The sequence below is a fragment of the Blattabacterium cuenoti genome (assembly GCF_014252035.1).
GTDB classification, from domain to species: Bacteria; Bacteroidota; Bacteroidia; order Flavobacteriales; family Blattabacteriaceae; genus Blattabacterium; species Blattabacterium cuenoti_Z.
The window spans coordinates 425,673-437,708 of record NZ_CP059207.1 but is presented as its reverse complement, the minus strand read 5'-3'; the positions used below and the strand labels follow the sequence as shown (position 1 = coordinate 437,708).

Annotated in this window: 14 protein-coding genes; 6 read left to right on the top strand and 8 right to left on the bottom strand. The window is 24.5% G+C overall.

The window, feature by feature from the left end:
- Positions 1–81: 81 nt before the first annotated feature.
- From groL to pncB, 7 genes are all read right to left on the bottom strand, one after another.
- Positions 82–1,722 carry a chaperonin GroEL gene (gene groL / locus H0H49_RS02125; protein ID WP_185864324.1) on the bottom strand — a complete coding sequence of 547 codons (1,641 nt, stop codon included), beginning with the start codon at positions 1,720–1,722 and terminating at the stop codon, positions 82–84.
- A gap of 59 nt (positions 1,723–1,781) precedes the next feature.
- Positions 1,782–2,060 (bottom strand): co-chaperone GroES, encoded by a 279-nt coding sequence (locus H0H49_RS02120; protein WP_185864323.1) that lies wholly within the window; start codon positions 2,058–2,060, stop codon positions 1,782–1,784.
- Between the two features lie 99 nt (positions 2,061–2,159).
- Positions 2,160–2,405, bottom strand: coding sequence for a preprotein translocase subunit SecG (gene secG / locus H0H49_RS02115; RefSeq protein WP_185864322.1), 246 nt, complete (start codon positions 2,403–2,405; stop codon positions 2,160–2,162).
- A gap of 8 nt (positions 2,406–2,413) precedes the next feature.
- Positions 2,414–2,884 carry a hypothetical protein gene (locus H0H49_RS02110; RefSeq protein ID WP_185864321.1) on the bottom strand — a complete coding sequence of 157 codons (471 nt, stop codon included), beginning with the start codon at positions 2,882–2,884 and terminating at the stop codon, positions 2,414–2,416.
- A complete protein-coding gene (locus H0H49_RS02105) occupies positions 2,874–4,157 on the bottom strand; it encodes a sigma-54 interaction domain-containing protein (RefSeq protein ID WP_185864320.1) in 1,284 nt (427 codons plus the stop codon). Before H0H49_RS02105 ends, H0H49_RS02110 begins: the two co-directional genes overlap by 11 nt.
- Positions 4,158–4,182: 25 nt before the next feature.
- On the bottom strand, positions 4,183–5,487 hold the full coding sequence (gene miaB / locus H0H49_RS02100; RefSeq protein WP_238784934.1) for a tRNA (N6-isopentenyl adenosine(37)-C2)-methylthiotransferase MiaB: 1,305 nt from the start codon (positions 5,485–5,487) through the stop codon (positions 4,183–4,185).
- A 105-nt stretch (positions 5,488–5,592) separates the two neighbouring features.
- Positions 5,593–6,771: a nicotinate phosphoribosyltransferase gene (gene pncB, locus H0H49_RS02095; protein ID WP_185864757.1), complete on the bottom strand. Its 1,179-nt coding sequence runs from the start codon at positions 6,769–6,771 to the stop codon at positions 5,593–5,595.
- 219 nt (positions 6,772–6,990) lie between these two features.
- Here pncB and rbp point away from each other — a divergent pair, with 219 nt between their 5' ends.
- The 5 genes from rbp (at position 6,991) to H0H49_RS02070 (ending at position 9,736) form a co-directional block, all read left to right on the top strand.
- The gene (gene rbp / locus H0H49_RS02090; RefSeq protein ID WP_185864318.1) at positions 6,991–7,263 is read left to right on the top strand and encodes an RNA-binding regulator; all 273 of its coding nucleotides are present in this window, start codon (positions 6,991–6,993) and stop codon (positions 7,261–7,263) included.
- Positions 7,264–7,426: 163 nt separating this feature from the next.
- Positions 7,427–8,311 carry a 4-hydroxy-tetrahydrodipicolinate synthase gene (dapA, locus tag H0H49_RS02085; protein ID WP_185864317.1) on the top strand — a complete coding sequence of 295 codons (885 nt, stop codon included), beginning with the start codon at positions 7,427–7,429 and terminating at the stop codon, positions 8,309–8,311.
- 49 nt (positions 8,312–8,360) lie between these two features.
- Entirely contained in the window at positions 8,361–8,870 is a 510-nt protein-coding gene (locus H0H49_RS02080; protein WP_185864316.1) for a ferritin, read from the top strand.
- Positions 8,871–9,425 (top strand): outer membrane protein assembly factor BamD, encoded by a 555-nt coding sequence (locus H0H49_RS02075; RefSeq protein ID WP_185864315.1) that lies wholly within the window; start codon positions 8,871–8,873, stop codon positions 9,423–9,425.
- Positions 9,422–9,736, top strand: coding sequence for a hypothetical protein (locus H0H49_RS02070; RefSeq protein ID WP_185864314.1), 315 nt, complete (start codon positions 9,422–9,424; stop codon positions 9,734–9,736). The genes H0H49_RS02075 and H0H49_RS02070 overlap by 4 nt, the downstream gene beginning before the upstream one ends.
- Here H0H49_RS02070 and fsa read toward each other — a convergent pair.
- Positions 9,733–10,392, bottom strand: coding sequence for a fructose-6-phosphate aldolase (gene fsa / locus H0H49_RS02065; protein WP_185864313.1), 660 nt, complete (start codon positions 10,390–10,392; stop codon positions 9,733–9,735). The genes H0H49_RS02070 and fsa overlap by 4 nt on opposite strands.
- A gap of 182 nt (positions 10,393–10,574) precedes the next feature.
- Between fsa and lpdA the strand changes: the two genes are divergently transcribed.
- The gene (lpdA, locus tag H0H49_RS02060) at positions 10,575–11,975 is read left to right on the top strand and encodes a dihydrolipoyl dehydrogenase (RefSeq protein ID WP_185864312.1); all 1,401 of its coding nucleotides are present in this window, start codon (positions 10,575–10,577) and stop codon (positions 11,973–11,975) included.
- The last annotated feature ends 61 nt before the right edge of the window (positions 11,976–12,036 follow it).

Sequence of the window (12,036 nt, the reverse complement as noted above, 5' to 3'; positions counted from 1 at the left end):
AAAACCATAGACACTATTTTTTTTTGTTCAGAAAGAAAAGATAAGATTATAATCTTATCTACTTTACTACATTTATTCATTTTACATCATACCTCCCATACCACCACCGGCTCCAGGCATTGGAGGTGCTCCAACAGGTTCATCTTTTTTTATTTCTGTAACAACACATTCTGTAGTCAATAACATACCAGATACAGAAGCTGCATTTTCTAATGCTACTCTAGCTACTTTAGTAGGATCTATAATACCTTCTACTATCATATTTTTGTATTCTCCGATTTTAGCATCATATCCAAAATCTCCTTTTCCTTCAGCAACTTTTGCTACAACAACAGATCCTTCTTCTCCAGCATTAGCAACTATTTGACGTAAAGGTTCCTCTAAAGATCTTCTAACTATTTGTATTCCGGTATCTTGATCTGAATTATCTCCTCTTACGTTATCTAATGATTTGATCGCACGTACTAAAGCTACTCCTCCACCTGCTACTATTCCTTCTTCTACAGCTGCTCTAGTAGCATTTAAAGCGTCATCTACACGGTCTTTTTTTTCCTTCATTTCTACTTCAGAAGCTGCTCCAACATAAAGCACTGCGACACCACCTGCTAGTTTTGCAAGACGTTCTTGTAATTTCTCCTTATCATAATCTGAAGTAGTAGATTCTATTTGAGCTTTAATTTGATCTACACGTGCTCTTATATCTCTTTTACTACCTCCTCCATTGACAATTGTTGTGTTATCTTTATCTATGATAACTCTTTCAGCTTTTCCAAGCATATTCAATTTTACGTCTTCTAACTTACTACCTGTTTCTTCAGAAATAACTGTACCGCCTGTTAATATTGCTATATCTTCTAACATAGCTTTTCTTCTATCCCCAAATCCTGGTGCTTTTATAGCGGCTACTTTTAATGTTCCACGTATTTTATTAACTACTAATGTAGCTAACGCTTCACCTTCTACTTCTTCTGAAATAATAAGTAATGGTTTTCCTGATTGAGCAACAGGTTCTAATATAGGCAACAAATCTTTCATTGCCGCTATTTTTTTATCAGACAATAGAATTTGAGGTTGATCAAATTCTGTTATCATTTTTTCCGTATTTGTTACAAAATAAGGAGATTGATAACCTCTATCAAATTGCATACCTTCAACTACATCTACAGATGTATCTGTACCTTTTGCTTCTTCTACCGTAATAACTCCTTCTTTTCCTACCTTTTCAAATGCATCAGCTATTAACGCTCCAGTTTTTTCGTCATTATTTGCGGAAATAGAAGCTACTTGTTTTATTTTTTCTGTATTGCCTCCTACTTCCCTAGATTGTTTTTTTAAATCTAGTATAACAGTTTCTAAAGCTTTATCTATACCTCTTTTTAAATCCATTGGATTAGCACCAGCTGCTACATTTTTTAATCCTTCTCTAACAATTGCCTGAGCTAGTACAGTCGCAGTCGTAGTTCCATCTCCAGCTACATCATTAGTTTTTGAAGCAACTTCTTTTACCATTTGTGCACCAAGATTTTCTATAGGATCTTCTAATTCAATTTCTTTAGCAACAGTAACACCGTCTTTTGTTACTTGTGGTCCTCCAAAAGATTTTTGCAAAACAACATTACGTCCTTTTGGACCTAAAGTAACTTTAACTGCATTAGCTAATGCATCAACACCTTTTTTTAATTTATCTCTTGCTTCAATATCAAATTTAATATCTTTTGCCATAATTTTTTTAGATTTTAATGAATGAATATATTTCTTCTATATGATATAGAAAAATTACATTATATAATAGCTATTACATCAGATTCTCTCATAATAAGATATTCCTCTCCTTCCCATTTTAATTCTGTACCGGAATACTTACCATATAACACTCTATCTCCTTCCTTTAAAATCATAGGCTCATTTTTTTTTCCTTTTCCTACCGCAATTACAGTTCCCTTTTGCGGTTTTTCTTTCGCAGTATCAGGGATAATAATGCCTGATGAAGTTTTTGTTTCAGCAGGATCAGGTTGTACAAGGACACGATCTGCTAAAGGTTTTATCTTTACTTCCACCATATTTTATAATTTTTACGATTCTAAATTACTAAGAAGCCAAAAACATGCCACAATGAAAAAGACATAATAATTTATAATAAAACGTCATAATGACATACTTTACTGTTGTTTTAATTTCAAAAAAATATTAAAAACTATAGTTAAAAAAAATATAACAATAGATAAAAACCATGTAACTCCTTCCAAGAAAGAATTAGTTCTTTTTACACCAAGAAATTTAAAATTATTATCTAAAAAAGATTGAGATATACTATCTTTATTTGGATTTTGTATTAATATTATTAATATCAATAAAATGCATGCTATAATAATAAAAAAACCGAATATACTAATCGTTAAATACATATATATTTTTATTGATTTATATCACTGATAATATTAAATATTTTTACTGTTAAATTTCTCATAATCTTATTTACAGATTTTCTTAAAAATGGATCTTTTTTATATGAAAAATATTCTGTTGAAGATAAATATTTTACCGAATTATTTTGAGGATGCATTTTATCTTTATAATATATTTTCATTATTAGTTTAATTTTTTTTATTGGAGAATTTACTTGTGACATTAATACATAATCTAAAAAAGCTCCTTCTATAAAAATTTCTCCATTTTGAGAAACTATTTGTAAAGGACTATGTCTTTCTATATATTCTTCAAAATTTTTTCTAAAATCAGAAGAAATGCATATTTTAGGAAGACACATTGTATTTATAAAATTACCAATCTCTATTGTTTTTCTTTTATAAAGAAGTGGAAATAAAGGTGAATTGCAAGAGGATAATACAAAAGAAAAAATGAATAAAATGTATTTATAACCCATATTGTTTAATTTTTCTATATAATGTCCTTTCAGAAATTCCTAGTTCTTTAGCAGCTTTGCTTCTTTTTCCATTATTTTTTTTCAAAGCTTTTTGAATAAACTCTATTTCTTTCTTCCGTAAGGAAAAAGAAGGTATTTCTTCTTTCTTGATAAAATCTTTATGAATTTCTTTATTATTACAATTAGAATTTTTATTATAATATCTTTTTTCAGAATCAGAAGAATGTTCTATTTGAAAAAAATTATCCTTTCTTTCTGCACTTTGATGATGAATAATTGGACCATATATTTTATTTATAAGGTGTTGATTTTTTTCTAAAAACTTATTATTCGGATAATCTTTTATTAGTTGAAATACCATATTTTTTAAATCATTTAAACTTTTTTTCATATCAAATAATATTTTGTAAAGAAAGTCTCTTTCTTTAGAAAAATCATGTATAAAAGTATTGTTAAAATCATTACGAGACAAAGAAGATATTGAAGGAATATTATCTGGAATATATTCTTTCAATTTTTCAATTGAAATTTCTCTTTCTGCTTCTACTACAGAAATTTGTTCTGTAACATTTTTTAATTGTCTTATATTTCCTGGCCAAGAGTAATTTTCTAGATATTTTAAAGATTCTTCTGTTAATTTTACTGGTGGCATGTGATATTTATCAGCAAAATCATTAGAAAATTTTTTAAATAATAATTTTATGTCATTTTTACGAGAACGTAAAGTAGGAACATTTATTTGTACTGTATTTAAACGATAATACAAATCTTCTCTAAATTTTCCTTTTTGTATAGATTCTATCATATTTAAATTAGTAGCTGCAACTATTCTTATATTTACTTTTTGTATTTTTGAAGATCCTACTTTAATAAATTCCCCAGATTCTAAAACTCTAAGTAAACGTACTTGAGTTGTTAAAGGAAGTTCTCCTACTTCATCGAGAAATATTGTACCTCCATTTGCTACTTCAAAATAACCCTTTCTCATACTTGTAGCTCCTGTAAAAGACCCTTTTTCATGACCAAAAAGTTCACTATCAATTGTTCCTTCAGGTATAGCTCCACAATTTACAGCAATATAAGAATTATGTTTTCTAGAAGAAAATTGATGTATTATTTTTGGAATAAATTCTTTTCCAACTCCACTTTCTCCAAGAACTAATACCGAAATATCAGTAGGTGCGACTTGTATTGATTTTTCTATAGCTCTATGTAAAGCGTAATCGTATCCTATAATTCCAAATTTTTGTTTGATACTTTGGATAAATTCCATATTAGGACTTTTGATATTAAAAAAATTAATCAATTTCACCTATTAAAGTTGCAGATGTATTGTTTAGTATTTTTACGTTAATAGTATCACCTATTGACAAAAAGTTTTTTTTGGGGAAAACTACAATTATATTTTGAGTATTTCTACCATACCAGTTTTTGTTATTTCTTTTTGAAATTCCTTCTATCAATATTTCTTGCGTTTTTCCTATAAATTCTTTCATACGAAATAACGAATGTTCTCTTTGCAAATCTATAATTTCTTTTAGTCTTTCTTTTTTTATATGTTTTGGAACATCATCTTTTAATTTTTTGTAAGAAAATGTACCTGGTCTTGGAGAATAGGAAAACATGTAACCATAATTATATTTAATTTCATTCATTAAACTAATAGTATCTTGATGATCTTTTTCATTTTCTCCACAAAATCCAGTCATAATATCATGAGAAATAGAGCATTCAGGAATAATATTTCTAATTTTTTCTATTAAATTAATATATTTTTCACGTGAATATTTTCTATTCATTAATTTTAATATTTTATTACTTCCAGATTGAACTGGCAAATGTATATGTTTGCATATATTAGGATATTTTGAGATAACGTTTAAAACACTTTCGGACATATCATGTGGATTGGATGTAGAAAATCGTATTCTCATAAAAGGAACTTCTGTAGCTAATAAGCTTAAAAGATCAGAAAATTTAACCATCATATCTTTTTTTATAGATTTATTTTTTATTATATACTGATATGAATCAACATTTTGTCCTAAAAGAGTTATTTCTTTATATCCGATTTTATATAATCGTTTACATTCTTTTATTATAGAATAAGGATTACTGCTCTTCTCTCTTCCTCTAGTAAATGGCACTATACAAAATGTACACATATTATTACAACCTCTTGTTATGCTTAAAAATTTTGTAATCTTTTTTTTATTATCAGAAAATGGAATAATATCTTCATATGTTTCTTTTCTGTTTTTTGAAAAAAAAGATGGGGGTATTATTTTATCATTTGAAATATATTGAATAATATTAGGTATTTTTTTATAAAAATCTGGTTCAACAAAAAAATCTACTTTTTTTTCTTTTAGAAAAAATTCTTTTAGTTTTTTAGAAAAACAACCTGTTATTCCAAATAAAATTTTATTTTTTTTCTTTAAAAATTTTAATTGTTCTAACTTTCTAGTTAAACTTAATTCTGCTTTTTCTCTTATAGAACAAGCATTTAATAATACAATGTCTGTTGTTTCAATTTTTTCTGAAAGAAAAAATCCGTGATTTAATAAAATAGAAGTAATTATTTCACTATCTGAAACATTCATTTGACAACCATAATTTTCTATGTAAAAATATTTGTACAAATTATTTTTGGATTTCATGAAATTTGCATTATTATATTTGATAATTATTTAATTAAAAAGATTTTTTTATTTTATATAATGAATATTTTTTCTAGCTAAAATTAGCATATTTTTTTTTCCTGTTGATTTTTCTTTTACATTAGATAATTTTATTACAGAAATCCACTTTTTTTTAAAAAGAGCAGAAACCATTTTAATAACAATATTCATAGGAGATAATCCTACATCATTTGTAAAATTTGTTCCTATTCCAAAAAAGGGAATAATTTTTTTTTTACAAAAAGCAGTAATATTTGATATTTTTTTTGGATTTAGATTATCTGAAAATACAATTATTTTTTTTAGTGGATTTATATTGAATTTTTTATAATGTTTTATTACTTCTTTAATGAAAATTACTGGATCTCCACTATCATGTCTTACCCCTTTAAAAGCATTAGCTAGTTTTTTATTAAAATTTTTAAAAAAAATTGAAGAAGTGTATGTATCAGATAAAGCAATTCCTAATTCACCTTGATAAATATTTAGCCAATTTTCCATTGCTATACGGTCTGCTATGTTTAATCCATATTTAGCCGCATGTAACATTATCCATTCATGTCCTTGAGTACCTATTGGAGATCTTGAAAAGATATGGGAAAAATGTACATTGCTACTTCCTGTAAAAAAAGGGTATTTTTCTTTTTTTATAATTTTTAGTACTAATTTTTGAACATTATATGAAAACCTTCTTCTAGTACCATATTCACCAATTCTAACTTTTAGTTTTTTATAAATATTTAATTTTTTTTTAGTAGAAGATATTATTTTGATATTTGAAATATTATTAGAATTTGTCAATTTGTAATATAATTCTGATATAATTGCCATTATAGGAACTTCCCATAATATAGTTCTACTCCATAATCCCTCTATATATATTTTTATATTACCACCCTTTTGCGAAATAAAAACTTCTTTTGGATTGTATCGATATTTTTCCAAAAAATCTATATATGAAGAATCTAAACAAGTACAATATTTTTTAAGATATATTTTTTCTTCATTTGAAAGTTTAAGATTTGACATTTTATCAATATTTTCTCTTATAGAATTTGCAAAATTTTTTGGAAAAAAATGATTTCCACGATTTATTAATTCATATCTAGTTTTTACTGAAGGAAATAATTTTATTACAGCATTTTGCATAGTAAACTTATAAAAATCATTGTCTAGTATAGAAGAAATAATGGAAAAATTATTCATTTTCATTAGATATTCTTTTATAATATAAAATTTGTCTTATCATTTATTTATTAAGATATGTTTAGATATGGTGATTTATTAATCATAAATTATATTCTTTATGTAATTTTTATTTAAAAAAAACATAATTTATTTGCTGAAATTTATTGGACTATATTAATTAATACATTTTTAGAAAAAATATTTGTCTAAATTTGCTTTATAAAACAAATATTATATATGGACAATACGAAATTATACGTAGGTAATTTATCTTACGATATAACAGAACAAGAATTAAAAAAACATTTTGAATCTATAGGAGAAGTTACTCATGTAAAAATAATTTTCGATGAATCTACATCGAATAAAAGGAGTAAAGGGTTTGGTTTCATAGAAATGTCTAATGAAGAAAATGCTAAACAAGCTATAGAAAAACTAAATGGAACAGAGTTAATGGGTAGAAATATTATTGTTTCTGCAGCTAAACCAAGAGCAAAAAGAAACTATTAGTTTTTTTAAGTTTTTATTAATTAATTTAACTATCATTTTCATTTCATAACACAATGCGTTTACATCTGAGTTCAAAAAATAACTGAGTAATATTTATAATAAATTAAATATTGAAATAACAACGATATTTATTATTATCATTGAAAACTAAATGTAGTTATATATGAAAAAATTATATGGGACGGGTGTAGCGTTAGTTACTCCTTTTAAAAAGGATAATAGTGTTGATTTTAATGGACTTGAAAAACTTGTAAAATATGTAATAGATAATGGAGTAGACTATTTAGTTTTATTAGGAACTACAGCCGAAACAGCAACTTTAAGAGAAGAAGAGAAAAAAAATATTATTAAATGTATTCAAAATGTAAATTATAAAAAATTACCATTAGTACTAGGAATAGGAGGAAATGATACAAAAAATGTTATAGAAAAAATAAATAGCATAAAAAATTTATCTGATTTTTATGCTATTCTTTCTGTTTCTCCATATTATAACAGACCATCTCAAAATGGTATTTATGAACATTTCAAATCTATCGTAAATCATACAGATGTTAATATAATCATTTACAATGTTCCTAAAAGAACAGGTACTAATATTATTCCAGAGACTGTTTTACGTTTGGCAAATGATTTTACTAAAATAATTGGAATTAAAGAAGCATCTGGAGATTTATTACAATCTTACAGGATTATTGAAAAAAAACCGGAAAATTTTAGTGTGATATCAGGTGATGATTTTATTACACTTCCTATTATTCTGGGAGGAGGAGATGGAGTAATATCGGTTATAGCTCAAGGACTGCCAAAAAAAATATCAAAAATGGTTTCTTTAGCAAGAAATAATGAAGAAAAAATAGCATTTTCTATTTTCTATGAGATTATTAAAATGACAGATCTTATTTATGAAGAGGGAAATCCTACTGGAATAAAAACTTTTCTTAATTTGATTGAAATATGTGATCCTTATGTAAGGTTACCTTTATTACCTGCTACTTTTTCATTAAGACAGAAGATAAGAGATTCATTAATGAAAATGAAAAAATAATAATTAACAAAGAAAAACTCAATTATAACTATAATAATTTTTATTAACTATGTTTAGCAATACAATACAATTAGCATTAGTAAATCAATTAAATAAAGAGTTAGAATCTTCTTTATTATATTTATCTATGGCTTCTTGGGTTGATAATAAAATTGGACTTAAAGGAATAAGCGAATTTTTATATGATCATTCTGATGAAGAAAGAGATCATATGTTTAAAATAATTAGATACATTAATAAAAGAAATGGAGAATTTAGTATTTCAGTGAATAGTAATAATTTAAAAAAAACGTATAGTTCTCTAAAAAACTTATTTCAAAAATTATTTGAACATGAAAAAAGTATTTCTAAAGAAATAAATTTATTGGTAGAATTATCATTGAAAGAAAAAGATTATTTTACATATCATTTTTTACAGTGGTTTATTGAAGAACAAATTGAAGAAGAAACACTAAGTAAAATGTTTTTGGATAAAATAAAATTGATAGGAGAAAATAATGTTGGATTATATTTATTTGATAAAGATATTAAAAAATATTATGCAAAAAATGTGAATTAAATGATTTATAGAAGAATTGTATTAATAATATTTTTAATCACTTTCAGCAGTTGTTTTTTATCAAAAAAAAATATTGATATATCTGATGAAAAAAAATCTCAGTTACATAAAGCTATTTTACTGAATGAAAATGTAAAAAAATATTATGAAAAATCATCAAATGATAATTTAGATAATCAATTAGTTTTTTATACAATTGAAGAACTTCATCAGTTTATTAAAAATCATCCTAATAGTATAAAACTTAAAGAAGTTTTGAAATTATTAAATGATTTATTACTCAAAATAGAAATAAAAAATTATCACATAGCTGAATCTTATTTTTTAATGCATAGATATAAAGTATCTTTACAATACTTTAAAGATTTTATAAATGTTTTTCCAAATAGTCATTTTAAAGAAAAAGTTTTGTATAAAATTTGTGTAGCACAGTATAAAATTTCTATGAAAAAAGATTTTTTCAAATCTTATGAAAAATATATGAAATATTATTCTAAATATTCTAATGCAAAGAAATTAAAAATTTTATATAAGGAATTGACAAAAAAAGTATGAACTTTTTTAAATATATTAATAACGTACCAATTAATACAGAAACAATAAATTGTATTGAATTAGAAAAAAAAACTGGAAGAAATATATATGAAACTATATGTATTTTGGATAAAGTAAGTCAGGAAATAAATAAAAAAATAAAAGAAGATATGGATAAAAAATTAGAAGAATTTAATTTTGTTAATAAAAATAATTTAGAAGAAATTTTTGAAAATAAAGAACAAATAGAATTGTCCAAATTTTATGAAAAATTACCAAAATCTACTTCCATATCTATACAATGTTTATTAGATGGAAAGATAAAAATCTAATTTATTTTTTTGTTATAATCTTTTATAAATTTATCTAATCCTATTTCTGTCATAGGATGATGAAATAAGGATAATATAATATTGATAGGAGATGTTACAGCATATATTCCTATTTTGGAACATTCTAAAATATGTAAAGGATTTCGTATAGAAGCAGCTAATATTTTTGTTTGAAAACCATAATTATTGTATACATTTTTTATTTCTTTGATAAGATTCAATCCATTATAGGATATATCATCCAATCTACCAACAAATGGAGATACATATTTTGCTCCAACTTTTGCTGCTAAAATAGCTTGACCTAAAGAAAAAACAAGAGTGCAATTGGTACTAATGTTTTTTTTTGAAAAAAATTTAATTGCTCTAATACCATTTTTAGTCATTGGAACTTTTACTACAATTTTATGATTTAATGAAGAAAGCTCTTCTCCTTCTTGAATGATATCATCATAATTATTTCCAATTACTTCTGCACTGATATCTCCATTTTCTAAAATATTACATATAGAAATATAATGGTTAAATATTTCATTTTTGCTAGAAAAATACCCTTTTGATATTAAAGATGGATTAGTAGTTACTCCATCAAGAAAACCTAATTCTTTGGCTTTTTTAATTTCATCTAATTTTACTGTATCCAAAAAAAATTTCATAATTATATTATTATTGTTAATACAAATTTATATTTTTATTGTATATACTTAATATCAAAAAATATTAAAAATCCTTTTTTATAAAAATTTATACGATATTTTTATTGTAATAAAAATCCGTAATTTTATACTGTTTATTTTATTAAATAAAAACATGTTATTTATTCATTTTATTTATTATTATGCATTTTGATGTTATCATTTTGGGAAGTGGACCTGGAGGTTATGTAGCATCTATACGTGCAGCTCAACTTGGAATGAAAGTTGCTATTATAGAAAAAGAATCTGTTGGTGGAATTTGTCTAAATTGGGGATGTATTCCAACTAAATCTATTTTAAATAGTGCAAAAACATTGCATTTAATCAAAAAAAATAAAGATTTATTTGGAATAAAAAATGAGAATATTAAAATTAATTTACCAAATATCATTTCTAAAAGTAGAAATTCAGTAGATAAGATAAAGAAGGGTATTCTTTTTCTGTTAAAAAAAAATGGAATTCATTTTATCCATGGTAATGGTGTATTAAAGAATAAAAAAAAAGTTTGTGTTTTTAATAAAGAAAATAAAAAAATAAGTGAATTATCTGCTTCACATATTATTATTGCTACTGGATCCAAACCTAAAAAAATAGAAATAGAAAACGAAATTTCTGGAAAAATAATTTCTTATAAAGAAGCTTTATCTATACTATCATTACCAAAAAAAATTACAATTATTGGATCAGGTTCTATAGGATTAGAATTTGCTTATTTTTATCATTCTATGGGATCAAAAGTAACTATAATAGAAATATGCGAAAAAATTTTTCCAAATGGAGATGATGAAATATCCGATTATATGAAATTATCAATGAAAAAAATTGGAATTAACATTTATACATCTTCTTTTATTACTAATGTTCATCATTCATCTAGTAATTCTATTATGATTGAAATAAAAACACCTACAAAAAATATTACAATAGATTCTGACATTATTTTTTCTGCCATTGGAATTATTCCAAATATCGAATCCATAGGAATAGAAGAAGTTGGAATTCAAACTGAAAATGGATTCATAGAAGTAGATGATAATTATTGTACAAATATAGATGGATATTATGCTATTGGTGACGTTATTAAAACTCCTTCACTAGCTCATGTAGCTTCATATGAAGCAATAAATTGTGTTGAAAATATAAAAGGATTAAACAATCACCAAAAAATAGATTATAATAATATACCAATATGTGTCTATTCATCACCAGAAATAGCATCAGTTGGTTATACTGAAAAAGAATTAAAGAAAAAAGGATTTCAATTTAAAGTAGGAAAATTTCCTTTTAGTTCTCTTGGAAAATCAATTTCTGATGGAAATACTATGGGGTTTGTTAAAGTAATTTTTGATGATAAATATGATGAATGGCTAGGATGTCATATGATAGGAGATAACGTTACAGATATTATTTCAGAAGTAGTAGTAGCAAGAAAACTAGAATGTACAAGTTATGAAATATTAAATAGCATTCATCCTCACCCTTCATTAAGTGAATCTATTGTAGAAGCTATAGCTAATGTATACGGAAAAGCTATTCATTTGTAATAAATAATCATTACAAATTTTTTTAAAATACTACTTACTACTGTCCAAACATCAGAATATT

What these genes read in the sequence shown, in the direction of transcription:
- groL (WP_185864324.1), bottom strand. Translation starts at nt 1,722, where the DNA reads ATGGCAAAAGATATTAAATTTGATATTGAAGCAAGAGATAAATTAAAA.
- H0H49_RS02120 (WP_185864323.1), bottom strand. Translation starts at nt 2,060, where the DNA reads ATGGTGGAAGTAAAGATAAAACCTTTAGCAGATCGTGTCCTTGTACAA.
- secG (WP_185864322.1), bottom strand. Translation starts at nt 2,405, where the DNA reads ATGTATTTAACGATTAGTATATTCGGTTTTTTTATTATTATAGCATGC.
- H0H49_RS02110 (WP_185864321.1), bottom strand. Translation starts at nt 2,884, where the DNA reads ATGGGTTATAAATACATTTTATTCATTTTTTCTTTTGTATTATCCTCT.
- H0H49_RS02105 (WP_185864320.1), bottom strand. Translation starts at nt 4,157, where the DNA reads ATGGAATTTATCCAAAGTATCAAACAAAAATTTGGAATTATAGGATAC.
- miaB (WP_238784934.1), bottom strand. Translation starts at nt 5,487, where the DNA reads ATGAATGTTTCAGATAGTGAAATAATTACTTCTATTTTATTAAATCAC.
- pncB (WP_185864757.1), bottom strand. Translation starts at nt 6,771, where the DNA reads ATGAATAATTTTTCCATTATTTCTTCTATACTAGACAATGATTTTTAT.
- rbp (WP_185864318.1), top strand. Translation starts at nt 6,991, where the DNA reads ATGGACAATACGAAATTATACGTAGGTAATTTATCTTACGATATAACA.
- dapA (WP_185864317.1), top strand. Translation starts at nt 7,427, where the DNA reads ATGAAAAAATTATATGGGACGGGTGTAGCGTTAGTTACTCCTTTTAAA.
- H0H49_RS02080 (WP_185864316.1), top strand. Translation starts at nt 8,361, where the DNA reads ATGTTTAGCAATACAATACAATTAGCATTAGTAAATCAATTAAATAAA.
- H0H49_RS02075 (WP_185864315.1), top strand. Translation starts at nt 8,871, where the DNA reads ATGATTTATAGAAGAATTGTATTAATAATATTTTTAATCACTTTCAGC.
- H0H49_RS02070 (WP_185864314.1), top strand. Translation starts at nt 9,422, where the DNA reads ATGAACTTTTTTAAATATATTAATAACGTACCAATTAATACAGAAACA.
- fsa (WP_185864313.1), bottom strand. Translation starts at nt 10,392, where the DNA reads ATGAAATTTTTTTTGGATACAGTAAAATTAGATGAAATTAAAAAAGCC.
- lpdA (WP_185864312.1), top strand. Translation starts at nt 10,575, where the DNA reads ATGCATTTTGATGTTATCATTTTGGGAAGTGGACCTGGAGGTTATGTA.